Annotated in this window: 16 protein-coding genes; 9 read left to right on the forward strand and 7 right to left on the reverse strand. The window is 71.3% G+C overall.

The genetic code is table 11. The features are described from left to right. Positions 1–18 precede the first annotated feature (18 nt). Positions 19–3,657 (reverse strand): mechanosensitive ion channel domain-containing protein, encoded by a 3,639-nt coding sequence (locus Pla163_RS13055; RefSeq protein ID WP_145189084.1) that lies wholly within the window; start codon positions 3,655–3,657, stop codon positions 19–21. A gap of 94 nt (positions 3,658–3,751) precedes the next feature. Between Pla163_RS13055 and Pla163_RS13060 the strand changes: the two genes are divergently transcribed. Together Pla163_RS13060 and Pla163_RS13065 are read left to right on the forward strand one after the other, a co-directional pair. Further along, the gene (locus Pla163_RS13060; protein ID WP_145189087.1) at positions 3,752–3,997 is read left to right on the forward strand and encodes a thioredoxin domain-containing protein; all 246 of its coding nucleotides are present in this window, start codon (positions 3,752–3,754) and stop codon (positions 3,995–3,997) included. 18 nt (positions 3,998–4,015) lie between these two features. Beyond that, positions 4,016–5,164: a TlpA family protein disulfide reductase gene (locus Pla163_RS13065; protein WP_145189090.1), complete on the forward strand. Its 1,149-nt coding sequence runs from the start codon at positions 4,016–4,018 to the stop codon at positions 5,162–5,164. A gap of 3 nt (positions 5,165–5,167) precedes the next feature. Here Pla163_RS13065 and Pla163_RS13070 read toward each other — a convergent pair whose 3' ends face one another. Genes Pla163_RS13070 through Pla163_RS13085 form a run of 4 tightly spaced genes read right to left on the reverse strand, consistent with a single transcriptional unit; the run spans position 5,168 to position 10,741 of the window. Further along, complete coding sequence (locus Pla163_RS13070) at positions 5,168–5,686, reverse strand: hypothetical protein (RefSeq protein WP_145189093.1); 519 nt, start codon at positions 5,684–5,686, stop codon at positions 5,168–5,170. Between the two features lie 49 nt (positions 5,687–5,735). Then, complete coding sequence (locus Pla163_RS13075; RefSeq protein WP_419185914.1) at positions 5,736–8,306, reverse strand: ATP-dependent RNA helicase; 2,571 nt, start codon at positions 8,304–8,306, stop codon at positions 5,736–5,738. Positions 8,307–8,326: 20 nt separating this feature from the next. After that, positions 8,327–9,550, reverse strand: a complete 1,224-nt coding sequence (locus Pla163_RS13080; protein WP_145189099.1) for a DUF3108 domain-containing protein — start codon at positions 9,548–9,550, stop codon at positions 8,327–8,329. A gap of 33 nt (positions 9,551–9,583) precedes the next feature. Further along, positions 9,584–10,741: a Glu/Leu/Phe/Val dehydrogenase dimerization domain-containing protein gene (locus Pla163_RS13085; protein WP_419185915.1), complete on the reverse strand. Its 1,158-nt coding sequence runs from the start codon at positions 10,739–10,741 to the stop codon at positions 9,584–9,586. A gap of 168 nt (positions 10,742–10,909) precedes the next feature. Here Pla163_RS13085 and Pla163_RS13090 point away from each other — a divergent pair, with 168 nt between their 5' ends. The 3 genes from Pla163_RS13090 (at position 10,910) to Pla163_RS13100 (ending at position 14,614) form a co-directional block, all read left to right on the forward strand. After that, positions 10,910–11,887 carry a hypothetical protein gene (locus Pla163_RS13090; RefSeq protein ID WP_145189105.1) on the forward strand — a complete coding sequence of 326 codons (978 nt, stop codon included), beginning with the start codon at positions 10,910–10,912 and terminating at the stop codon, positions 11,885–11,887. A 274-nt stretch (positions 11,888–12,161) separates the two neighbouring features. Further along, a complete protein-coding gene (locus Pla163_RS13095; protein ID WP_145189108.1) occupies positions 12,162–13,346 on the forward strand; it encodes a pyridoxal phosphate-dependent aminotransferase in 1,185 nt (394 codons plus the stop codon). Next, on the forward strand, positions 13,343–14,614 hold the full coding sequence (locus Pla163_RS13100) for a hypothetical protein (protein WP_145189111.1): 1,272 nt from the start codon (positions 13,343–13,345) through the stop codon (positions 14,612–14,614). The genes Pla163_RS13095 and Pla163_RS13100 overlap by 4 nt, the downstream gene beginning before the upstream one ends. A gap of 473 nt (positions 14,615–15,087) precedes the next feature. On the opposite strand, the gene Pla163_RS13105 is transcribed toward Pla163_RS13100, so the two are convergent. Next, the gene (locus Pla163_RS13105) at positions 15,088–15,279 is read right to left on the reverse strand and encodes a hypothetical protein (protein ID WP_145189114.1); all 192 of its coding nucleotides are present in this window, start codon (positions 15,277–15,279) and stop codon (positions 15,088–15,090) included. Positions 15,280–15,328: 49 nt separating this feature from the next. Here Pla163_RS13105 and Pla163_RS13110 point away from each other — a divergent pair, with 49 nt between their 5' ends. The 4 genes from Pla163_RS13110 (at position 15,329) to Pla163_RS13125 (ending at position 22,811) form a co-directional block, all read left to right on the forward strand. Next, a complete protein-coding gene (locus Pla163_RS13110; RefSeq protein ID WP_145189117.1) occupies positions 15,329–16,783 on the forward strand; it encodes a tetratricopeptide repeat protein in 1,455 nt (484 codons plus the stop codon). Between the two features lie 132 nt (positions 16,784–16,915). Next, entirely contained in the window at positions 16,916–18,691 is a 1,776-nt protein-coding gene (locus tag Pla163_RS13115) for a VacB/RNase II family 3'-5' exoribonuclease (protein WP_145189120.1), read from the forward strand. Between the two features lie 97 nt (positions 18,692–18,788). Further along, positions 18,789–20,660 carry a prenyltransferase/squalene oxidase repeat-containing protein gene (locus Pla163_RS13120; RefSeq protein ID WP_145189123.1) on the forward strand — a complete coding sequence of 624 codons (1,872 nt, stop codon included), beginning with the start codon at positions 18,789–18,791 and terminating at the stop codon, positions 20,658–20,660. Between the two features lie 81 nt (positions 20,661–20,741). After that, positions 20,742–22,811: a LamG-like jellyroll fold domain-containing protein gene (locus Pla163_RS13125; protein WP_145189126.1), complete on the forward strand. Its 2,070-nt coding sequence runs from the start codon at positions 20,742–20,744 to the stop codon at positions 22,809–22,811. A 33-nt stretch (positions 22,812–22,844) separates the two neighbouring features. On the opposite strand, the gene galK is transcribed toward Pla163_RS13125, so the two are convergent. Continuing rightward, on the reverse strand, positions 22,845–24,095 hold the full coding sequence (gene galK / locus Pla163_RS13130; RefSeq protein ID WP_145189130.1) for a galactokinase: 1,251 nt from the start codon (positions 24,093–24,095) through the stop codon (positions 22,845–22,847). Positions 24,096–24,131 lie beyond the last annotated feature (36 nt).

Genomic DNA, 24,131 nt, shown 5'->3' on the forward strand with positions numbered 1-24,131 from the left:
GGTGCGTTCAGGCGAGCGTCAGTCGTTCGCCGGCGGATCCACGTCGAGCGCACGTGCCCCGCGCGGCCCAGCGCCCGGCCCACCGTCGCGCGGCGCGAACATCTCGAGCGCCGGCGCGGAGCGGATGTGCAGGTCCTGCTGCGGGAACGCGATCTCGACGTCGTGCTTGCGGAACGTCGCGTCGATCTGCGTGTGGAGCGTGTCGATCAGCTCGGGCCAGATGTCGCGCGAGGCGCAGAAGACGCGCAGCTCGAAGTCGAGCGAACTGGCGCCGAACGTGCGGAAGACGACCCGCGGGGACGGGTCCTTCAGGACGAAGTCGTTCGCCTGGGCGACCTCCATCAAGAGTCTGTGCGTGAGCTCCACGTCCGACCCGTAGGCGACGCCGACCGGAACGATCACGCGCGTGACCGGGTCCGACAGACTCCAGTTCACGATGCTCGACGTGATGAATTCCTTGTTCGGGACCAGCAACTCCTTGCGATCCCAGTCGAGGATCGTGGTCGCGCGCATGCGCAAGCGCGTCACGCGACCCTCCGTGCCACCCACCGTGACCACGTCGCCGACGCGGATGGGTCGCTCGATGAGGATGATGATGCCCGAGACGAAGTTCGCGAAGATCTCCTGCAGTCCGAACGCGAGGCCGAAGGTCAACGCGGCCGCGAGCCACTGGATCTTCTCCCAGCTGATCCCGAGCGCCGTGAACGTCGCACTCGTGCCGACCATCAGGATCAGGTAGCGACTCAAGGTCGCCAGTGCCGTGCGCGCACCGGAATCGAGTGGCAGCCGCTTGAGCAGGGTGATCTCGAGCAGGCCGGGCACGTTCTTCGCCCCCACCGTCGTGAGCACGACGACGACGAGAGCGAGCAAGAGGTCGGCCAGCGTGACCGCGTCGGCGGCGCCGCTCTCGGCCTGCGGAGCTTCTGTCTGTGATCCCGCCGACCCCGCGCCCTGGAGCAGAGCGGTCGTGGGGTTCGCCGGAAGGCCGCCGTCCTTCGTGGCGGGGGCTCCCTCGCTCGACCCGTTCGGCACCTCGGTGGGAGCCGCGGCGAACTCGACCGAGTCGGCCTCGCTCGAGATGTGTCCGAAGTTCGGCCACAGCTCGACGCGATCGAGAACGGCGATCGCCGGCAGCCCCGCCGACCAGATGCCGTACAGGCCGAGCACCGTGCCCACGATGATCAGACTGCGGAAGAACTGCCGCGTCTGCGCATCGATCGCGGGCAGGTCGAGGTCCTCGTCGGCGAGCGCTCCGAGCTCGCGCGAGACCTCGCCCTCCTTCTGTGCTTCGGCCCGCGCCTGCGCACGGGACTGCGCGCGTTCGACGGCCAGTCGCCGACGTGCGACGAACAGCCACCGCAGGAACAGCGCGCTCGCCAGCGTGACCACGAGACCCAGCACGAGCGACAGTCGGAAGTACTCGTTGAGCTGCACCGCCGCGTAGCCGTACCCCAACAGGCTGAGCCCGACCCACGCGATCGGCCCCAGCAGCACCAGCGTCATCCAGAAGCGGCGGACGCGGACCTGGGTCGGATTCGACCCGTCGACGGACTCGAGCGTCCACAGGTCCAGGTCGCGGAAGCTGCGGCGCAACGCGACGAACATGAGGACCTGGGACGCGACGAACGCGATGCGTCCCGGCCCCTCCGACCAGGCCTCCTTGCCGACCGAGTCGAACGCGGCCGCGAGCGCCGCCAACAGCACGTACGGAGGCCCGAGTCGCAGGACCCAACGTCGCACGATCTCGAGCTGGGACGCACGCCAGCGGAAGATCGTCTCACCGATCCCGCGTTTGCGCGCAGTCTCTCGCATCCCGATCAAGGCGACCATGAGCAGCGCGATGTGCTCGAAGGCGGCCGTGATCGCGAGCGAGCCGGCGGTCGCGTCGGGATCCTGACGTGCGAGCGACGCGACCGCCCAGACCGCGACCGGCAGCGGGACGACGACGGCGAGGAGCGCGGTCGTGGCCTTCACCGTGAGCAAGTGCCCATCGGTGCGGAACGAACGCGACTCCTGTCCGAGTCGCAGGATCGTGGCCCGCATTCTTCGTGCGAGGAGCAACCAGACGAGTAGCACGAGGACCGCCAGCGCGGCGCGCGACGGCAGACGTACCGCACCGCTCGCCACCGAACGCACGTACTCGGTCCACGTCGCGGGCGCGAGCAACCAGGTGATCGCCTCCACGTGCGCCTTGCCGTCGAGCGGGCCGTCGATCGATCCGCTGGGGAACCACAGGATGCGCTCGTCGATGTAGCGGCGGTACTCGCTCGCGCCCGTGACCACGCGCTCCTGGCGGTTCCCCTGTTCGATGAGCGCGACCAGCAGTTCACCCAGTTCACCGATCGAACGGTCCAGCAGCTCGCGTTGGCTGCGCACGAGTTCGAGCGCGATGCCCTCGAGCTCGTCGGCGCGCTGATCCCCGAGCGCGGACCGCATCCGCTCCATCAGCGCCTGGTGCCGCGCGCCGACGTTGCCGATCTCGTCCCGCTCCTCCTCCAGCTCGATCTGCAGCAACTGCCAACGCGAGAGCCGTCGGCGGCGGTCGGCCGCGTCGGCGTTCAAGTCGGAGTTGCTCGGCAACCACAGCGCATCGCGGCGCAACAGGTTGCCGATGCCTTCCGTGACGCCGCCCACCGCCACTTTGCGGCGCGTGGCCTGGGAGCGTCGGTCGATCTCGACCAGGAGGTCGGCCAACTGACGCTTGTCGCGCTCCGCCCTGTCGAGGCGAGCCGGGATCCCGTCCGGGCCACTGCGCAGGGCGGCGAGCTCCGCGTTGCGCGTCGCGATGACTCCGAGTTCCTCGAACGCGCGCGACGCCTCGGCGCGGCGCTGCTCCGCCACACGCACGATCTCGGCCGCTTCGGCCTGGCGCCGCGCCGACGCACGCTCCTGCCACAGTTGCGCGAGCAGGTCCGCCCGGGCGACGTCGCTCTGCGCACGTCCGCGACGCAGCGGGAGGAGATCGCGTCGCGCCTCGTAGGAGGCGGCTTCGGCTTCGATCCGATCGATCCGCGCGCGCAGGTACAGGGCCTGGGCGTTCAGCGCCAGACTGCGTGCGGCGGCGAACTCGTCCGAACCCGATCCGCCCGCGGCCTGGGCCAGTTGCAGCTCGACCTCGGCCCGCTGCTCGGCCAGCTCGGCGAGCTCGACCGGGAACTGCTCGAGCTTGCGCTGGCGCTGGTTGAGCTCGTCGCTGAGCTCGGTGAGTCGAGCGCGCGCGGCCACGAGGTCGGCTTCCGCGCGCTGTTGGAGCTGCTCGAGATCGCGCAGCAGCGCCCCCTCGGGGATCGGGGGCTCGGAGGTGTCCGGCGGGCGCGCCAGCTCGTCGCCGAGCGCGATGATGCGTTCCGCCGCGGTTTCGGCCAGACGCCTGAACTCGACCGCCGCCGCGACCTCGACCGTCGCCGCCTCGACCTCGCGCGCCGCGCCGTCGAGCAACGCCGAAGCAGCCTCGGGCGGAGTCGCGGTCGAGGACAGCGTGGTGCGCTCGGCGGCGATGGCGGCGCGCAACTCGTCGAGCCGCAGCTGCGAGTCGGACGTGGCCGTCGGCGCGGGGGGCGGATCCTGGGCACGGACGAGCGCAGCGTTCGGAGCCGCGGCGAGGGCCAACAGCAGAACGAGACCCAGGCGGCGGACGCGAGCGAAGTGCGAGTTCACCCCCTGAGTCTACGGCCCGGCGCCGGCCTATCCTCGGCGCGCCGCACCGCTCGGTCCGGCCGGCCGTCCCGCGCTCCCGAACGAGAACCCAGCCATGTCGCTCGTCGATCACTCTGCCCTCCTCCCCGTCGCGACGCTGCTCGTCGCGGCGTTCGCGTTCGTCCCGTTCGCCCGCGCGCAGCGCGCGATCGACGTGGGTTCGAACCCTTGGAAGTCGGCGAACGCGGCGACACCCGAGTTGGGCGAGTTGCGGCTGCCGGACGTGCGCGACCTCACGCCGATCGATCTTGGGGACTTCAGGGGGAAGCCGCTGCTCCTGATCGAGTTCGCCAGCTGGTGAGCGGGCTGCCGACGCTCCGTGCCCGTGTGGCACGCGACGACGAAGGACCTGGTCGCGAACGGCGAGCTGGCGGTCGTGGCGATCGCGAGCGAGCAGCACCGTGAACGCACCGCGCTCTGGGCGGACTGGCAGGGGATCGACTGGCCGATCCTGTGGGACCCGTTCAACCTGACGGGGTCCTTCGCGATCCCCAACGCGATCTTGGTCGACGCGAGCGGGATCGTGGTCGCGACGGGCGTGCGAGCCGACGGCTTGGCGGCGGCTCTCGAAGGACTCGAGCCGGCCACCGCGATCGACACGCGCGAGGTCCCGCCGCCGCAGTTGGCGCAGCTCGACCGTCTGGCACCGGACGACCCCGAACGCCCGCTGTTCGAGGCCATCTCGCGCTGCCTGTGGAGCGGAGCGGCTCCGACCCAGGCGGACCTCGAGACCCTGCGCGCGGTCGCGAGCGGTGACGAACGGCGCGGCGACCAGGTCTTCTGGTCGGGCGTGGCCGAGCGCCTCGCCTACGACACAGCCGGCGGCAGCGGCCCGGGGTTCGCGCGCGCGATCGCGGCCTGGCACGAAGCCTTCGCCCTCGTTCCGACCCAGTACATCTGGCGCCGCCGCATCCAGCAGTACGGACCGCGCCTCGACCAGCCCTACGACTTCTACGCGTGGATACCGGAGGCGGTCGCGGCGAAGTTCCCGACGCCTGCTTCGGACGCGTCCGTCCCCTCGTTCTTCCTCACGCCGACCGAGCTGGCGCACGCGGCGCGCCGAGCGGACGAGCGCATCGAGACCCCAGGCGGGACGGCACTGGTGACCGAGTGGAACGACCCCTTCCTCGCGATCGAAGTCGTCGCCGTGCGGGGTACGGCCGCGGAGTCGAACACCGTGTGTGTGCACGTCGCGCTGCACGACCTCATGCACTGGCACGAAGAAGGCGGCAGCGGAATCCGGGACGACTCGTCCAACCCCGTGGCCATCGACGGTCACGTGGCAACGGTCGCGGAGGGACCGTGGAGCGGATCGGGCACCCTGCGCATCACACAGGACCTCCCCAGCACGCGCTGGGAGGACGATGCTCCCGTGCCCGCGCGACTCACGTACTGGTTCGACGTCCCGTCGGGAGAGCCGAGGTTCTTCGAGCGCTGGGTCGACCTGAAGGCCCTCGCTCGCCGCTGAACCTCAGGCGGGCGGTGCCATGCCCGCGTCCTCGAACAGCGCGCGGACGACGTCGCGCGGCACGGTCAGCGGGACGCCCTCGATCGAGAGGCGCACCATGGGCGCCCCGCGCAGGACACGCGGCAACCAGGAGGGCCCGGCTCCATCGCTCACCTCGTCGATCCGAACGTCGCTCCACGGCACGGCGAGCTGTGGATGGCCGGCGGAGAACAACCGATTGACCGAGAGGTGGAGGTGTTCGCCGTCCGACCCCATCCGCAGCACGCCCTTGTAGCGCGCGCCCTTGCGCATCTCCGCGTACCCCACGCGGCGCCAGCGACCCGGCGGGTCCACGCCGGCGCCGCGCCGGTAGGTCGCTCCGAGCGCTGCCCAGCCGCTCGTGCGGGAGATCATCGAGACGACGATGAACCACATCACGCCGAACGCGAACAGTGCCAGTGCAAAGAGGACGGCACCCACGGCGATGGCGCCGGCGGTCACCGCTCCGTCGATCGCACTTCCTTCGAGGTTCGTCGCCAGCATGGCGCGAGGATGGCGCAACCGTGGCGCGCAGGCAACAGGCCCGCGACTCCTACCGCTTGCGCTTCGGCCGCCGCTCCGGCGTCGCGGTCAGCGGGTCCTCGGGCCAGGCGTGCCGCGGGTAGCGCCGCTTCAGCTCCCTGCGGACGTCGTGGTAGGCATTCGCCCAGAACGAAGCCAGGTCGTCGGTCACTTGCTGGGGCCGGTGGTTCGGCGCGAGCAGGTGGAACAGCACCTTGACGTTGCCGCCCGCCACCGACGGCGCGGAGCCGAGCCCGAACAGTTCCTGGATGCGCGCGGCGAGCACCGGCGGGCGGTCGCGCTCGTAGGCCAGCCGGATGCGCGAGCCGCTGGGCACCTGCACGTGGGAGGGCGCCAGCGAGTCGAGTTGGCGCTGTTGCTCGGGTGCGAGCTCCGCGCGCAGCCAGTCGAGCACCGGCGCGCGGCGCGTCTGGGCGAACGAGCGACAGCCCGCGGCGGCGCGCTCGGCCACCGCGCCGAGGAACGCGTCGTCGATCTCTGGCAGACCGAGATCCGGACGCCAGGCGCGCAGGCACTCGAGCCGCGCGAGCCAGTGCGCCACGTCGCGGTCGTCGAGGTCGAGCGCGCGCCGCGGCTGGGCCCGCGCCGCCGCTCCGATGACGCGGTCCAGATCGACCGCCTCCGCGCGACCGGCCGCTTCTCGCGTCGACAGGACGAGCCCGCGCCAGCGCTCCTCGAGCCGTTCGACCACGCGCTCGTTCGCGGCGTCGAAGTCGACCACGACCGCGGTCTCGAAGTGCTCGGGATCGAGCCACTCGCGCTCGACGATCGAGGCGAGGCGCACGCTGGGGTCGCTGCCCGCGCGGGTGCGCGCCGTCTCGATCGCGACGAACAGGTCCGGTTCGACGACGCCGCTCGTCGCTGCGAGCGTCACGCCACCGCCGGGCAGGTAGCGCGCGCCGGGTGAGCCTGGCTGCCGGCGCGCACACAGCCGGTCGGCGAACGCCGCCGCGAGCGCGCGCTCGAGATCGTGCACGTCCTCGTTCGCCGTCCGCGCCGCTCGCCGCCCGTCGCGCAGTCCGAGCGCGGACGACAGCAAGCGGTCGCGCACGGCCAGGACGCCGCGCGCCGGTCCCCGCCGCAGTTCGGGAACACCGGCCGGCAGCGGATCGCCGCGCTCGAACGCCACCAACGCGCGCGCCCTTTCGGCCACGTCGGACCCGTGCGGGAGCGGCGCGGGCACGCGACCCTGCTCGACCAGGTGTGGCGGTACCCGCTCGAACGGATCGCGCTCGCTCAACAGCGCGGCTGCGGTCGCGGCGCCGATCGGACAGCCGAACTCCTCGCCGAACGCGAGCAGGGCCCCGAGCCTGGGATGCAGCGGCATGCGCGCGAGGCGCGTCCCGAAAGGCGTGATGCGTCCGGCGCGCAGCGCACCGATCGTGTCGAGCAGCGCTTCGGCACCGCCCAGTGCCTCGGCCCGCGGCGCCTCGAACCAGGCGAAGGTGCGCGCGTTCACGCCCTGGGCCGCGAGAGTCAGGACGGCGTCCGCGAGGTCGGTACGGTGCACCTCGGGCTCCTCGCGCTCGGGGAAGGCGCGCTCCTCCTGCGGCGTGAACAGACGCAGGCAACGACCCGGAGCCACGCGACCCGCACGGCCCTTGCGCTGTTCGAGCGACGCGCGCGAGGCCCGTTCGACGTCGAGTCGCGTCAGCCCGCGCTCGGGATCGAAACGCGCGCGACGAACCTGACCCGTGTCGATCACGCGCGTGACCCGCGGCAGGGTGAGCGACGTCTCGGCCACGTTGGTCGCGAGGATCAGTTTGGGCCGCGGACCGTCGTCGAAGACCGCGTCCTGCTCGGCCGCCGAGAGTTCGCCGTAGAGCGGCACGACCTGCCAACCGCGGCGCTCGGCCAGCGGTCCGACGCGTTCCTGCGCGCGGCGGATCTCCCCCGCCCCCGGCAGGAACACGAGCGCGTCGCCCGTGTCGTCCTGGGGCAGGAGCCACTCGCGGACCGCGCGTTCGAGCGTGTCCGCGTCGCGCTCGCCCGCCAGGGCAGGCAGGTGTTCGACACGCACGTCGAAGGCGCGCCCCTCGGCCCGCAGCACCGGCGCGTCGCCCAGGAAGCGCGCGACCGGTTCGGCCGCGAGCGTCGCCGACATGCACAGGAGCTCGACTTCGAGGCCCAACTCGTCGCGCAGCTCGCGCAGCATGGCGAGCACGAGATCGGCCTCGAGACTGCGCTCGTGGAACTCGTCGAGGATCACCGTCCGGGTCCCTTTCAGCTCGGGATCGCGCGCGAGCTCGGCCAGGAAGGAACCCGTCGTCGCGACGACCAGTCGCGTGTCGGCGCGCTCGACCTTCTCGAGTCGCACGCGGTAGCCGACCTCGGTGCCGACCTCGCAGCCGCGCTCGAACGCGATGCGCCGGGCCAGGGCGCGCGCGGCCACGCGGCGCGGCTGGAGCAACCAGACCCGTTCGCGCCCGCGGACTCCGTCGTCGAGCAACGCCGGCGCGACGCGCGTGCTCTTGCCCGAACCCGTCGGCGCCACCAGCACCGCGCGACCGTGCTCGCGCAACGCGGCCCGGAGCGCGTCGAGGTGGGCGTCGACGGGGAGCGCCGCTGTGTGGTTCCTCACCGGCGGCTCGCGCTCACGGGTCAGCCGCCCGAGCGCAGGTCGCGCACCGGCGTGCCGTCGTTCGACCGGTCGCGCGACTCCCCGCGAAAGGCGTCCTCGCCTTCCGATCCACCGCCCTGGGACGCGTCCTTCTCGACCGTTTCCTCTTCGTCGGTGTCCTTCTCTCCACCAGCCTCCTGCGCTTCCGCCTTCGCGGCCGCCTCGATCACGGCGGCGTCGGCGGGCGCGAACTCGGGCGGCGTTCCGGAGTACCCGGTCAGGAGCACCTGGAGGCCGACGTCGATCGGACCGGCGGGGACGCTGCCGCGCACGGCGATCGGGATACCGGTCGACGCCTCGACGAACATGCGGATGTGCCCGCGGATCCCGAACGGACCGCTGAAACCCTCGTCGGCGTCCTCGGGATCGGCCTCCTGACCGCGATCCGAGAGCAGGCGCGTGGCCAGGTGGACCTCGCGCACCCTGAACGTGCCGGCGGGAGTCTCCATGAAGCTCTCCGCGCCGAGGGTCAGCGCGGTCTCCCAGACTCGCTCCTTGTCGAGCGTGTTCAGCGTGGCGACGCGCCGGTCGTCGCGGATCATGCTGCGCACGACGTACGAGGCCCCCACCGTGTCGACCGTGCCGAACGGGACGTCGTACCACCGAGGGTCGCGCCAGATGCGCGTGCCCTTCGGAGCGCCGGTCCGCGTGTCGGTGCGGTACGAGAGAACAGGATCGCTGCCTTCCTCGCGTACGCCGACGAGCAACTCGCGCCTGCGCTGTTCCGTGCCCGTCTGCGTGAAGCGGTGGACGAGCGACGGCCAGGCCTGGGGCTGGAACAGACTCTCGATGCGCGAGTCCATCGAGTACACGCCGTACTCGCCGAGGGCGCGCGCTTCGATCCAAGCGGTCTCGGCGCCTTCGACCTTCGGTGCGAACAACCCGGCCTGGAAGGGGCGCACCTCGCTCTTGAGCGACACGCGCCCCGCGTCCGCCTTGATGCCGATCACGTCCACGCGTGCGACGAACTCCAGCACCTCGCCACGCGGGACCAGGAGCGGCAGGTAGTCGTCGCCCAGGCGCACTTCGAAGGGCGGGCGGTAGGGCTCGGGCTCGTCGGCGGCGGATTCTTCGGCGGGCGTTCCCTCGGCCGGCTCCTGGAGCGGAGCCGCGAGTCCGAGACCGCCGAAGGTGGGAACACTGAGAGCGAAGGCCACGCTTGCGGTGGCGAAGGCTGCGAACGGACGGCGTGTGAACATCTTCATCCCTGCGGGTCGAGGCCGTCGGCGCCCGGCGACTCAGGCGTCCGACGTGGGTTCGAGAGGAGCGCTCGGGCGCGCACCCTCGAGTTGGTTCGAGCGCGCCGCTCCGGGCGGCTCGCTGCGGGCACGGAGCGGATCCGTGACGGAGCGGGCGGCCCGGCGCAGGGCCAGCCGATCGGAGACCTCGCGCTCGGCGACGCGCGCCGGAGGGAGGTCTTCCGCGTCCGAGCGCTCGATGATGGCTCGGGTCGCGGTGGCGATGCGAGCCTCGATCTGCTCGAGCGGCTCGCGGCGGCCCTCCAGGTGGAACAGTGTCCCACGAACGAGCGCTCCGCTGTTCACGACGAAGTCCGGCACGAAGAGCACCCCGTCCGCGTGGAGTCGATCGCCGTGCTCCAGGGACGCGAGCGGGTTGTTCGCGGCGCCGACGACGCAGCGCGCGGCGAGCTTGCGCAGGTTCAGGTCGTGCAGGACGCCCCCCATCGCGTTGGGCGAGAAGACGTCGCACTCGATGCGGAACTCGGACCCGCACTCGACGATCTCGACGCCGAGCTCGCGTTCGGCCCGGGCAGCGTGTTCGGGATCGAGGTCGCTGCCCAGGACGCGCACATCGCACTCGCGCAGGCGCCGCGCCAGCTCGAAGCCGACCTGCCCGAGTCCCTGGACCACGACGGTCCGCCGCGACCAGTCGGTCTCGCCGTCGATCTGTTCGAGCGCGACCCCCATCCCTGCGAACGTGCCGGCGGCGGTGGCCTGGGAGAGGAGCCCTGGTCCCGCGGGTCCGGGGTCCGCCGCGAAGCGCGTCTCGGACGCCATCCAGGCGGTCTCGCGCGGCCCGGTGCCGACGTCGGGGCCGGTGTAGTAGGTGCCGCCGAGCTGCTCGACGCGGCGTCCGAACAGCCGGTAGGCGCGCTCCGTCTCGACGTCCGGTCCGTCCAGGATCACGGCCTTGCCGCCGCCCGCGGGCAGGTCGGCGAGGATGCACTTGGCGGTCATGGCCCGCGCCAACCGCAGGCAGTCGTCGAGAGCGGCCGATTCGCTGGTGTAGTCGAAGCGCCGCACGCCACCGATCGCCGGCCCCGCGCTCGTGTCGTGGATCGCGATGAAGGCCCGCAGACCGGACTCCTCGTCGGTGACGGCGACGAGTTCCTCGAAGCGCTCGCGCGCGAGGGTGGAGAGAAGCTGGATCGACATGGCGGGTGAACCCATCCTGACCGGCCCACGGGGACCGCGCCCGCACTTTCTGGCGTCAAGAGGGCGAAGGGCGCAGGCTCCATGGGGGAAGACAGCCCAGCCTCCTGGCGTCTCCTCCCCTCCATCGCCACCCCTTCGACCCGTCGCGCCCGCCGGTACCCGCCCCCAATGAGCCATCTTCGATCCTCCCGCCTCGGACGCGCCCGCTCCGCCGTCGCCTCCTTCGGCCTCGCCTGCCTGATCGGCTGCGCCTCGCCCAACGACGGATCGACCCGGCGCCAGCTGACCGAGGACGAACTGGCGTCGTACCCGATCGAGGTCGGTGAGTTGTCGAACCGGCCGATCGCGCTCAACGACGGTCGCGACCCGGGTGCGGTACTGGCCGATCTGGATGGACAGCTCAAGCGCTGGAACGAGCTGCTGCTCTCCGCCGACCAGACCGACCAACGCATGTGCCGGCGCCTCGAGGAGTACCTGAAGATCCAGTCGCGCAACCACTTCGGCCTGCTCGAGCGCGAACTCACGGGCGGCAACGCGCGCAACCGCTCGATCGCAGCCGCGACGCTGGGGTTCTCGGCCGATCCGCGCGCCACGGGACTCCTGGTCGCTGCCATGGACGACCCGCGCGTCGAGGTGATCGACGCCGCGCTCCTCGGCCTCGGCCTCTTGGCGGACATCGAGACGCCGATGGAGCCCTTGGGGCGCAAACTCGAGCTCGCGCCCGAGGGTTGGACGCGCAACAACGCGGCCTACGCGATCAAGCGCCTGGCCGAGGCGGGAGCACCGACCGAGTCCATCCACGGATCCGTGCGACTCGCGCTCCTGGACAGTTGGGACAGCGTGCGCGCCCAGGCGGCCGCGACGTTGCTGGTGATCGGCGATCGCGACGACATCATCGCGCTGCGCGACTCGCTGTACGACCCGGCCACGATGGTGGCTCTCGCGGCGGCCAAGGCGATCCGCCGCATCGCGACCGACGACGAGACGGCGCGCGGCGAGGCGGCTCGCACGCTCTTCGCGGCCTGGCAGGAGCTGAAGAATCGCAATCTGCAGACGGCCGTGCGGTCCGAGCTGGCGGTCCTGTCGGGACGCAACTGGGGCGAGGACACGGAACGCTGGCGCGAGTGGGCCTACGGCCTGCCCTAGGCATTCCGCGCGCACGGGCGCACGGGCGAGTCGTGGACCGGCGACTCGGTCGGTGACCGGTTGCGACACGAGTGGTGTGATTCGCTCTGTCGAGGCGTTTCGGCGTTCCGTACGGGATGCGATGCGTGGCACAGGCGACTCGCCCCCTCTTCCATGAGCACCGGGCTCTCGAGTCTCGAAGGAGGCCTGACGCAGGAGCGCGCCCGACGGGACGCTGCCGACATCGGGGGGGACCGCGCCCCGAGAGAGCGAATCACACCACTAGACTGGGTGCATGTCGATCCGTCCGTCGCGCAAGGCTGCACGCTTCACCGAGTCCGTCATCCGCGAGATGTCGCGCGTGTGCCGCGAGCACGGCGGCATCAATCTGGCCCAGGGCTTTCCGGACTTCCCGGCGCCGCTGGCGATGAAGGACGCGGCGGCGCGAGCGATCGCGCAGGACGTCAATCAGTACGCGGTCACGTGGGGCGCGCCGGCCCTGCGCCAGGCGATCGCACGCCGCGCGACGGCCTACAACGGACTCTTCGCGGGCACGGGCGGCGTGGACCCCGACGCACACGTCACGGTCTGCTGCGGAGCGACCGAAGCGATGATCGCCGCCCTGCTCGCGGTGCTCGATCCGGGCGACGAAGTGGTGATCTTCGAGCCCTTCTACGAGAACTACGGGCCCGACTGCATCCTCTCCGGCGCGGTGCCGCGCTTCGTGCGCCTGCGCGAACCGGACTGGTCGTTCGACGCCGACGAACTGCGTGCAGCGATCACGCCACGCACCCGAGCGATCGTCGTGAACACGCCGCACAACCCGACGGGCGCGGTCTTCGGGCGCGACGAGTTGGAGGTGATCGCCGCCCTCTGCCGCGAGCACGACCTGATCGCGATCACGGACGAGATCTACGAGTACATCCTCTACGGCGACGCGCGTCACGTGTCGCTCGCCACGCTCGACGGCATGGCCGAGCGCACGATCACGATCAGCGGCTTGTCGAAGACCTGGAGCGCGACCGGTTGGCGCATCGGATGGGCGATCGCGGAGCCCGGTGCGACGGGCGCCATCCGCAAGGTGCACGACTTCCTCACCGTGGGAGCGCCCGCGCCGCTGCAGGAAGCGGCCGCGGAAGCCCTCGACTTCGGCCCTGACTACTTCGCGGGACTCGGGAAGGACTACACCGCGCGCCGCGACCTGTTGGTCCCCGCCCTCGAAGCGGCCGGCTATCGCGTGTTCGTGCCGGCCGGCGCCTACTACGCCATGTGTGACATCCGCGGCGTGACCGACCTCGACGACGTGTCGTACGCCCACGAACTCGTACGCGACGGCGGCGTCGCAACGGTGCCCGGCTCGAGCTTCTACGCGGATCCGAGGGACGGTCGGCACCTGATCCGTTTCTGCTTCGCCAAGCGCCGCGAGACGCTCGAGGCCGCGGTGCGCGTGTTGACCGAGCGCGTCGGAGCTCGCTCGTGAGACGTGCGAGAGTCGCCCTGTTGGTGGCGCTGACAGCGCTCGTGTGCGGCTGCGACGACGCTCCCCCGCCCGCGCCCGACGGTGACGTGCCGTTCTCGCTGCCGTCGAACCCGAGGACCGCGGACACCGCCAGCGACGAGTCGGCGCTCGACGGGCCGATCGACTCGGCGAGAGCGAAGTCCGCACCGGCTGCGCCCGCGCCGGTGGCGGGCATGCGCGGACTGCGGGTCGACGGTCGGATCGACGTCCCCGAACGTGTCGACGGCACGGCGGCCTTCGCACTGCGCACGACGCGCCGCTGGGTCTTCCCCGATCGCAGCCGCACGGACGTCGCGCGACCGGAGCTGGGACCCGCGCACCGCACGCGCCACCAGCGCTTCGGTGACCGGTTGTGGTTCCTCGACGCGGGGGAACTCGAGCCCGTGGAACTGACCGCGGCGGAACGGACCGCCGTGCACGCGCGCGCCGCGCTCGAACACGCAGCCGTCGACGCCGCCTACCGCGCCGCGCTCTTGTGGCCCGACGGTTTCGAGTGGGAGGACACGGGCGCTGGAACGTGGAGCGCGCAAATCGACGACGCGATCGCGGGCGAGCTCGATCTGCGTGCGACGCCTCCGGCCGAGGACGACCGGCTCGAGATCGACGTGCTCCGGGAGGACGAGCTGTTGGTGCACCTCGTCGGCTTCGGCCGCTACGAGCACCCGACGCGCCGCCTCCCCGCGAGCGTCTCGGTCACGACCGAGCACGACACCTACACCGAGACGTTCGAACGCATCGATCCGCGCGCGTTCTATCTGGACGCTCTGTTCGCGGTCGAGCCGCCGCGAACGGTGGACGAGGACCCCGGCCCGAGCACGACGATCTACCGCATCGCGCGCGTGCCGGAACGTTCCTGGCGTCGGCACGCGTTCGACGCCCCACACACCGATCTCGACCTCGTGCTCGAGCGAGCGGACCGACTTCTCGCGACTCTGGACCTCGCTCTGGCGGACGGCTCCGACGCGGTGTTCGAACTCGACGACCGGGCTCGCTTCACCGCGGTCCTCGTGAGACTCGCACCCGGACGCGACGCGCCTGCGGGGTTCGAGGCCCCGCGCCCAGGACCGGCTCTGGCGACCGACGTGGATCCGCACCGGTCGGGCGCCCTGGTCGAGGCCCTCGAAACACTGGGCTCCGCGTCCTCACCCGCGTCCACCAGCCCGGGCCCTCCCTACCTGCTCCAGCTCGGCGACGCCTGGCAGGTCGTGCTTCCTCTGGCGGCGGACTAGGTGCTGGCGTCGAGCGGCGGGCGGCGAGCGAGCCCGTTCGCGTCCTGTCCTCCGCCGAGGACGGTCCTGCTGCTCGACCCCGCCTCGCCCTCGCGAAGGCCCTGGAACGGTCCTTGCACGGTAGGGTGGTTCATCGCTCCCCCCCGGAGATATCCCATGCGCATCGTCCTGACCCTGCTCGCGCTCCTGGCGTTCCTGATCCCCGCGGCACCGACCGCCGAGGCCCAGAGTTCCCGCCCCACCTCGCGCCCCGCGCCGAGTGCACGCCCGGCGCCCAGCTCGCGCCCCGCGCCCAGTGCGCGGCCGGCACCCAGCCCCCGGCCCGCACCGGCAGCGCGGCCCGCACCGGTCTCGCGACCGACGCCCAGCGCGCGCCCGACGCCGAGCTCCCGCCCGAGTTCAGGCCCCGCGCCGTCGTCGCGCCCGGCTCCGGTCATCCGTCCGTCGAGCTCGAGTTCCAGCTCCGGCGGCTCCTACCGTCCCTCCTCGAGCAGCTCGTCCGGCTCGATCACGCCCGCGCCGATCCGCTCGTCCTCGAGCGGCAGCGTCGGCGTCCGTCCGTACACCCCGCCGACTCCGGTCAGCGCCCCCGGCTCCGGGAGCGCGGCTCCGATCTCGAGCGGTCGCATCGATCCCGCCCCCAGCCAGGCGTCGATCTCATCCACCGTCTACTCGCGCCCCAGCCGGGGCAGTGTTCCGCGCCCCGCGACCGACGTGCTGACGGAGGTCCCCGACCTCCGCGCCCCGCGCTTCCGATCGACGCTCGAACGCCTCGCCGGCGTGGACGGCGACTCGCCGTCGGCCGCGCGCCTCACAGACGCCTTGCAGCGCGACCGCCGTGCCGACAGCAGTCTCGACGCGCTGGCGGCCCGCTACCGCTCGGCGAGCGCGGGTGCGCCGGACCTGCGCTCCTCGCTCGAGCGCCTGGCCACGGACGAGCGCGCGGCGGCACCCCGTCGCGCCGCGTACCCGACCCGCGCGAACGGCGCCGCCCTCGCCTACGAGCGCGGCCCGAGCTGGCGGCTCGAGAACCCGCGCGGCGACGCCGTCGTCGCTGCCCGGAAACTCTCCGCCCGCGAAGAGGCGTACCGCAAGAGTCTGCTCGGCGGCGGCGTCGCGCCCGGTGGCACCGCGCCCGGCGGAACGTCCGGCCCGACCCCGCTCGGCGACCCGTCGCTCGGACTGGGTGCGAGCGACGTGCACCACCTGCAGGACGACCTCTACCACCACGTCCACCACCACCACTACTACAGCTCGTACTGCTACGGCGGCGGCTGGTGGAACTCGTCCTGGGGCTTCGGCTTCGGGTTCAGCTTCGGATGGCCGGGCTACGGCGGGTACCTGAAGCCGCTCTGGCTGCACCACCCGATCTACGGCACCTACCCGTGGTACGGCGGCTACGCCCTCGGCTACTGCGGCATCTCGAACTGGTACCTCGGCTCGTACGGTTCGTGGTCGTGGGGCTACTCGCCCTACGCCGCCGCGTACTACGACAACGGACCCGACGTGATCGTGGTCGAGTCGAGCCCCGAGGTGATCGTGGTCGAGCAACCGGTCTACGTCGAGACGACACCCGTGGTCGTCCAACCCACCGAAACGGTTGTCGTCGGCTCCGGTGGCGGCGGCGTTCCGACGGTTGCTCCTGAACAGGAGCGCCTCGCCGTCGCGGCCGACCGCTACCTCACTCTCGGTGACCGCGCGTTCCGCGACGCCCGCTACGACGACGCCGTCGACTCCTACGCCAAGGCGGTCGAACTGGCTCCCGACGAACCGGTGCTGAAGGTGCTGCTGGCGGACGCGCTGTTCGCGGTGGGCGACTACGGATCGGCGGCCGACGCCATGCGGCGCGCCCTCCAGGACGATCCGCTCCTGGCTCGCACGGAGGTCGACAAGCGCGAGTTCTACAGCGAGCCGCGGGCCTTCGATCGCCAACTCGCGGTGGCCGAGCTCTACCTGGCCGAGCATCCCGCCGACAGCGACGCACGTCTGATCCTGGCGATCAACCTGCTGTTCTCCGGCTCACCCGCCTCGGCGCTCGATCTGCTCGAGTCCGACTGGGGCGCTCGCCTGCGCTCGGAGCCCGCTGGCCGCCTCGTCCTGGACGTGGCCCGTGAGCGCCTGATCGTCCCGAGCGAGTCGCCCGTCGGAGCGAGCGACTCCGAGTACTGATTCTCGCTCCCGACGGCCTCGCGCAACGACGACGCCCCTGTGACCGATTCGGTCACGGGGGCGTCTTCGTAGGTGCTCGGTACGCCCCGAACGCGAGCGCGACCGTCCGGCTGGGGTAGTCTCACGGGCCTCATGGCAGCGGGAAACGACGACGGCGGCACGTTCAAGAACTTCAAGGACCTCATGCGCTCGAAGGGCGACGAGCCCACACCTGCGCCGGATCCGGAGTCCGAACGCGGCTGGCACGTCGAGGACGAGGGCGCCCACGTGGACACCTCGCACCTCGAGGACGGTCTCGAGCCCGACCGGTTCGCCCGCGAGCGGGTGGACGCCCGACCGCGCGCGTTCGGACCGATGGACCACGGCCCGCCGCCCTACCGCGACACCGACTCCGAGGAGATGCAGCTGCTGCACTCCTTCCGCGTGCGCACGGTCTTCCCCGACGACGTCGAGGCCGAGGTCGCCAGCCTGCCCTCCGACCCGCGGCCAGAGGATCTCGAAGGTCGCATCGACCTCCGCGGTCGCACGATCTTCACCATCGACGGCGACGACGCGAAGGACTTCGACGACGCCATCGAGATCGCGCGCCTCGCGGACGGGCGCATCGAGTTGGGCGTGCACATCGCGGACGTCTCGCACTACGTGCGCCCGGGGACCAAGCTCGACGACGAGGCGCTCGCGCGAGCGACCAGCGTGTACCTGGCGGACCAGGTCGTCCCGATGCTGCCCGAGCAGCTCTCGAACGGACTGTGCTCCTTGGTTCCCGAGCGCGACCGCCTGGCCTTCTCCGTCTACATGGTGTTCGACGCCGACGGTCGTCGCGTCGACCAACGCATTCACAAGAGCGTCATCCGCTCGGTGAGGCGCAACACCTACCGCGAGGTCCAGGCGTTCCTCGACGGCGCGAACGAACCGGGGCTCGCCGCTCTCGAATTCCTGCGTCCGTCGCTCGAGCTGCTCTCCGAGTGGACGAAGGTCCAACAGCGCGTGCGCGACGCGAAGGGTTCGCTGCGCATCCAGTCGAACGAGCAGAAGGTCGTGTTCGACGAGGCGGGCGAAGTCGTCGCGATCGTCGACGCCGAACGCCATGCGTCGATGACGCTGATCGAGGAGACGGCGCTCGCGGCGAACCAGTGCGTCGGCGACCACTTCCGCGACCGCGGCCTCCCCACCATCTACCGCGTCCACCCCGAGAAGGACCCGGAGGAGATCGCAGCCGTCGCGAAGAGCCTCGCGCAACACGGCATCCGCGTCCCGGAGAAGGACCGCCTCACCGGTCGCGACGTCGGACGCCTGATCCGAGCCGCGCGCAAGAAGTCGAACGCGGAGGCACTCATCCAACGGATCATGGGTCTCGTCGAGCGCGCCTACTACGAAGTGCGCGACCACGAGGACGTCGCGAAGCATTGGGGCCTCGCGCGCGAGGCGTACCTGCACTTCACCTCACCCATCCGCCGCTACCCCGATCTGGTCGTCCACCGTTGGTTGCACGACCTGGCGGCCCGTGGCGACGAGGCCGCTGAGGAACTGAAGGCCGACGCATTCATCGCCGACCTGAACCAGACCGCCGGGCACTCCTCGGTCCAGGCCGACACGGCGCAGATGGCCTCGACCGCCATCTTCGACCTCAAGATCTGTCAATACATGGAGCCCCACATCGGCTCGAAGCTGACGGCGAAAGTGACCCGCGTCTCCCGGGCCGGGCTCGAGGTGCGCCTGATCGACTTCAACGTGCACGGCTTCCTGCCCGCGCGGCGGCTGGGCGACCGCATCAAGGTGGAGGGAGCCACGCTCACCGCCACGCGCGGCCGCCGCTTCAAGTCCTTCACGGAGGGCCACGCGATCGACGTCCGCGTGGAGGAAGTGGACTTCATGCGACTGCAGGTGCTCCTGGAACTCGCCGAATGACCTGCGGAACGCTGGACGCCGGCGGGACCTCGGCGCGGCGCTGACGGCCTCGCCGGCCTCGCGTACACTCGTCGCCTCCCCTCCTCGACCCCGATACATGCGTCCCAACCTTCGATCGATCGTCGCGTCCGCCCTGGTGTTCTGGAGCCTCGTCGCCCTCGCTCCCGCCCAAGCCCTGCGCGAGCGGGTCAACGAAGCCATCGATCGCGGCGTCCTGAACCTGCTCGACGAACAGGAACTCGACGGCTCGTGGTATCTGCACCGCCCCCGCTACCAGGCCGGTCAGACCGCTCTGTGCATGCAAGCATTGCTCGAGTGCGACGTGGACGCCGGACACCCGGCCATCCGCCGCGCGACCGCCTACCTGATGGCGATCGAGCCCTACTACACGTACGAGGTCGCGGTCACGATCATCGCCTATCTCGAGCTGCTCGAACGACTCGATGCGCGGGAGAAGGAGCTCGACGCGCGACTCCGCGAGCGCATCGGGAAGTACGTCGAGATGTTGATCGAGTACCAGGAGCCGAACGGCGGCTTCGCCTACCCCGACCGCGTGATCGACATGTCGAACGTGCAGTACGCCGCGATGGCGCTGCGCAACGCGGCGCTCGCCGGGTACGACGTGCCGCAGAAGGTCTGGCGCGGCATCGCCGACTACACGATGTCCGTCCAGGAGCGGAACGTGCGCGGTTCGCGTCCGGAGGCCGGCATTTCGTACGTCGAGGCGCGCCCGCCGAGTGGATCCATGACCGCCGCGGGCGTTGCGACCCTCTTCCTGTGCTCCGAGCAGTCCAAGCGCAACACGTCGAGCTGGGTCACGCACCGCGAGGCGGCGCTGCGCTGGCTCGCGGCGCGCTTCACGGCCAGCGACAACCCCGGACAACCGGGCGCGTGGATCTACTACTACCTCTACGCGGTCGAACGAGTCGGTGCCTACCTGGAGATCGACACCATCGGCGACGTTCCTTGGTACGAGGCTGGCGCGACCTGGTTGGTCGAACAGCAGACCGGAAGCGGAAGCTGGCACAGCCCTGAGCAGACATCGTTCGCGCTGCTGTTCCTGAAGCGCGCCACGTCCAATGCGCCGTCCACGGGCGGCGGCAAGAAGTCGTCGGACCAGAGCTTCGGCGAGGACGACCCCACGGCGATGGTCTCCCTGCGCGGCTTCGGCGAGAACCCGCTGCGCATCTGGATCTCGTCCTTCGGCGAGGCTGAGTCGAAGGAGTACGGCGTCGAGTCCGGTGGGACGCTCGGTGGCCTCGACGTGCGCAGCGTCGAGTACTGGGTGGACTCGGGTCCGGGCATCGGCGATCCGGAGCTCCTGTGGCGGACCGAGGAGGACATGAGCGCGAACCGCTACGTGTACGAGCACGAGTTCGCGCGGCAAGGGACCTACTCGGTGCGAGCGGTCGTGCGGATCCAGTCGCCCCACGCCGACGAGGGCGAGGTGGAACTCACCTCCGCACCGCTCGAGCTCCGAGCGCGACGTGGCGACCAGACGCGGCTCCTCCAGATCGCGCGCAACCTCTCGAGGAATCTCTTCCTCGGCCAGGAGATGCGCGTCCGAGCGTCGAGCTTCTTCGACGAGGACCGGGCCGCCAAGTACGCGGCCGACGGGACCCTCACGTCTGGCTGGCTCGCGGCCGCTGGCGACCGGACGCCGTTCGTGTCGCTCGCGTGGAACGAGTACTTCAAGGGTGGGCGCATCGAGATCGCGCATCTCCAGCCCAACAACGCGGCGCCCGTGGTCCTTCCGAAGCGGCTGCGCGTCACCGTCAACGGTCGCGACGAGTTCGAGGTCGAGATGCCCGCCGACACCAACCTGTTCGGACACCTCGAGATCGGTGCGCGCGACAAGGTCCGCGGTCTGCGGATCGACGTCTTGAGCGTCCACGAGCACCCGGAAGGGCTAGAGGGTCCCGTCGGTATCGGCGAGATCTCCTACTTCCCTCCGCCCGACGAGGACTGAGTCCGTCGCGACGACCCGCCTTGCGCGACGCACTCGCTCCAGTGCCCACCCCTGGGGAGCGGTCGCTCGGGCCCCCGCACGATGCCCACCACACACCGCTCCTCCACCCTTGACGACGCGCTCGCGAACGTGGTGCGCGCCGCGGCGCTCGCGCTCGTGCTCGCCGGCACCTCGCTCGCCTCCTCGGTGAGCGTTCTCGGCCTCACGACGGCGCTCACCGTCGCCGACGAGACGCACGACGCGTCGGGCCCCGACGACGAGGCTGCGGTCGGTGGCGACGAGCGCTTCGTCACCGACCGCAGGAGCCCTGTCGTCCTCCCGCTCCCGACCGAGGAGGACGCCTTCACGTTCGCCGTCTTCGGCGATCGCACCGGCGGCCCGCGCGAAGGGATCGCGGTGCTCGAACAGGCCGTCGCGGACGTGAACCTGATCGGCCCGGACCTCGTGATGACGGTCGGCGACCTGGTCGAGGGCTACAACGAGCGCGACCCGTGGCTGGAGGAGATGCGCGAGTTCCGCGGGATCATGGGTCGGCTGCGCATGCCCTGGTTCCCCGTGGCAGGTAACCACGACATCTACTGGCGCGGCGCGGGGCGACCGGCAGAGGAGCACGAGTCCGACTACGAACAGCACTTCGGTCCGCTCTGGTACGCGTTCGAGCACAAGGGCTGTTGGTTCGTGGTGCTCTACACCGACGAAGGCGATCCCGACACGGGTCGGCGCAGCATCAGCGACCACGCGAGCCAACGCATGAGCGAGGCCCAGCTCGCCTGGCTCGACGCGACGCTCGAGCGGACGGCGGACGCGCGCCACGTCTTCGTCTTCCTCCACCATCCGCGCTGGATCGCCGAGCGCTACGGCAACGACTGGGAACGGGTGCACGCACGTCTGGCCCGCGCCGGCAACGTGCGCGCCGTCTTCGCCGGGCACATCCACCGCATGCGCTACGACGGCGTGCGCGACGGGATCGAGTACTTCACTCTGGCCGCCGTCGGAGGACACCTCGAACGGGAGATCCCGCGCGGCGGCTTCCTCCACGAGTACCACCTGGTGACCGTGCGCGACGCGGGCCTCGAAGTGGCTGCCTTTCCCGTCGGCACGGCGATCGACGTGCGCGCGCTGACCGGCGAAGTGATGGAGGACGTGCGGCGCGTGGACGACTGGCTGCCCGGTCGCGTGGTCGAGCGGCCGAAGGCGCGCGGCTCCGCCGTCACCGGCGCGCTGGTCCACGAGTTCGAGAATCCGACGGACCGCCGGCTCTCTCTCACCACGTCGCTCGTGGCATCCGACCAGTGGTTCGTGTCGGCCGACCACCAGCACACCGTGCTCGGCCCGCGCGAGACCACACGCGTCGCCTTCGCGCTGCAGCACGAGGCACGCTCCCCACTGCGTTCGCTCCCGACGGTCCAGATCGAGGCGCGGATCGAGACCGAGGACGCGGTCTTCCCCCTGCCCGTTCGGACGTTCCCGGTCCCGGTCGAACTGCTCGAGCTCGCACCCGCCGCGCGCGGGACGAGCGAACGCGTCCTCGACCTCGACGGCCGTGACGGTCAGGTGCGCATCCCGAGCGACCGCATCGAGCTGCCCGACGGTCCGTTCACGCTCGAGTGCTGGATGAAGGCCGACGCGTTCCGGGCGCGACAGGGACTCGTGGCGAAGACCGAGGGCAGCGAGTACGGACTGTTCGTCAGCGGCGGCCGTCCCACATTCTCGGTCCATCTGGACGGTGACTACGTGACCGCCGAAGCCAGCGGCCCGCCCCTCGCGGTCGGGACCTGGCACCACGTCGCGGGCGTGTTCGACGGAGCCGAGGTGCGCATCCTCGTGGACGGTGTGGTCCGCGGACGCGCAGCGGGTTCCGGCGCGCGCCGCACCAACAGCCTCCCGCTGGTGGTCGGAGCCGACGTCGACGGGCGTGGACGCGGCACGTCGTTCTTCGCGGGTCGGATCGACGAGGTCCGCCTCTCGCGTGGTGCGCGCTACGCGGACGGACGGACACCGCCCCTGCGCCGCCTCGCCAACGATCCCGCGACGGTGCTCCTGCTGCACTTCGACGGCGAGTCGCCCTGGGCATTCGACGGGTCGGGGTCGAGTGCGCACGGCCTGCTCGAGGGCGGAGCGCGACGTACGCTCGAGAGTCGCGCGCGCTGAAGCAGCCCGGGGCGCGCGTCCGCGACGGACGTGTCAGCCCAGTTCGTGTGGCCCGTCGCCGCCACCGAAGAACTCGGTCACGGGTTCGCGGCCGAAGCGCGCGCGGTAGGCCCGACCGACCGCTTCGACGAGTTCGTCCCGGGCCTCGCGCTCGAGCAGGACGACCGTGCACCCGCCGAACCCGGCCCCGGTGAGACGCGACCCGAGCACGCCCGGAACGGCGGTGGCGGCATCGACCAACGTGTCGAGCTCGGGTGTCGAGACCTGGTAGTCGTCGCGCAAGGACTCGTGCGATGCGGTCATCGCGCGACCGAACCCGGCCACGTCCCCGCGCACCAGCGCCGTGCGCGCCGCGTGGGTGCGCTCGAGTTCGCCGAAGACGTGACGTCCGCGGCGGACGAGCTCGTCCGAGAGACCACCGAGCGCGTCGTCGAAGCGCGCACGCGGCACGTCGCACAACCACGCTTCGCTCGCGTCGGTCGAACGCAGCTGGTCGAAGAGCGCCGCGCACTGAGCGACGCGCTCGTTGAACGCTCCCGCCGCGAGCTCGCGTCGCACACCGGTGTCGACGATCCCCACCAAGTAGCGCTCGGTGTCGAGCGGAACGTGTTCGTGACTGCGATCGCGGCAGTCGAGCCACAACAGGTGACCCGGCCGCCCGAGCCCCACCGCGAACGGGTCCATGATCCCGCACTGCACGCCGACGTGGCCGCGCTCGGCCTGGAGCGCCTCCTCGACCAGCTGCAGGCCGAGCTTCGGTCCGACGCGCTCGGCGGTACCGAGCGGGACCCGCTCGCCCGAACAGCCGTGCAGCGCGAGTGCCGTCGCGACGCAGATCGACGCCGAGGACGAGAGCCCCGCCCCGATCGGGAGGTCGCCGCCGAAGACGAGGTCGAGTCCCTCGCTCGAACCGGGGCGATCGGCCGCCCGGTACTGCGCGAGCACGCCGATCGGGTAGTCGTACCAGGCCCCCGTGACGGTGGTCGGCAGCGCGTCCGAGTCGAAGACACCCGGCTCGCGCAGGGAGGCCAGGCGCACGCGACCCAGTCCGTTGGGCCGCGCGGCGACGAGGGTCCCGCGGTCGACCGGCATCGGCATGACCGGCCCGCCGTTGTAGTCCAGGTGGGCGCCCATCAGGTTCACGCGACCCGGCGCGAAGAACAGGCGCGCCGCGGGTCCGTCGCCGAAGTGGACGCGTAGGGCGTCCGCGAGCTCGACGGCGTACTGCCGCCGCGCGTCGCGACGACCCGCGACGGAGCTCTCGATGGGCGGCGGAGGGGGCATCGGAGAGATTCTAGTCCGCGGTGCGCGCCCGACGGG

The sequence above is a fragment of the Rohdeia mirabilis genome (genome assembly GCA_007750655.1).
Taxonomy (GTDB): domain Bacteria; phylum Planctomycetota; class UBA1135; order UBA1135.

What these genes read in the sequence shown, in the direction of transcription:
- Pla163_RS13060 (WP_145189087.1), top strand. Translation starts at nt 3,752, where the DNA reads ATGTCGCTCGTCGATCACTCTGCCCTCCTCCCCGTCGCGACGCTGCTC.
- Pla163_RS13070 (WP_145189093.1), bottom strand. Translation starts at nt 5,686, where the DNA reads ATGCTGGCGACGAACCTCGAAGGAAGTGCGATCGACGGAGCGGTGACC.
- Pla163_RS13095 (WP_145189108.1), top strand. Translation starts at nt 12,162, where the DNA reads ATGTCGATCCGTCCGTCGCGCAAGGCTGCACGCTTCACCGAGTCCGTC.
- galK (WP_145189130.1), bottom strand. Translation starts at nt 24,095, where the DNA reads ATGCCCCCTCCGCCGCCCATCGAGAGCTCCGTCGCGGGTCGTCGCGAC.
- Pla163_RS13125 (WP_145189126.1), top strand. Translation starts at nt 20,742, where the DNA reads ATGCCCACCACACACCGCTCCTCCACCCTTGACGACGCGCTCGCGAAC.
- Pla163_RS13090 (WP_145189105.1), top strand. Translation starts at nt 10,910, where the DNA reads ATGAGCCATCTTCGATCCTCCCGCCTCGGACGCGCCCGCTCCGCCGTC.
- Pla163_RS13080 (WP_145189099.1), bottom strand. Translation starts at nt 9,550, where the DNA reads ATGAAGATGTTCACACGCCGTCCGTTCGCAGCCTTCGCCACCGCAAGC.
- Pla163_RS13120 (WP_145189123.1), top strand. Translation starts at nt 18,789, where the DNA reads ATGCGTCCCAACCTTCGATCGATCGTCGCGTCCGCCCTGGTGTTCTGG.
- Pla163_RS13085 (WP_419185915.1), bottom strand. Translation starts at nt 10,741, where the DNA reads ATGTCGATCCAGCTTCTCTCCACCCTCGCGCGCGAGCGCTTCGAGGAA.
- Pla163_RS13115 (WP_145189120.1), top strand. Translation starts at nt 16,916, where the DNA reads ATGGCAGCGGGAAACGACGACGGCGGCACGTTCAAGAACTTCAAGGAC.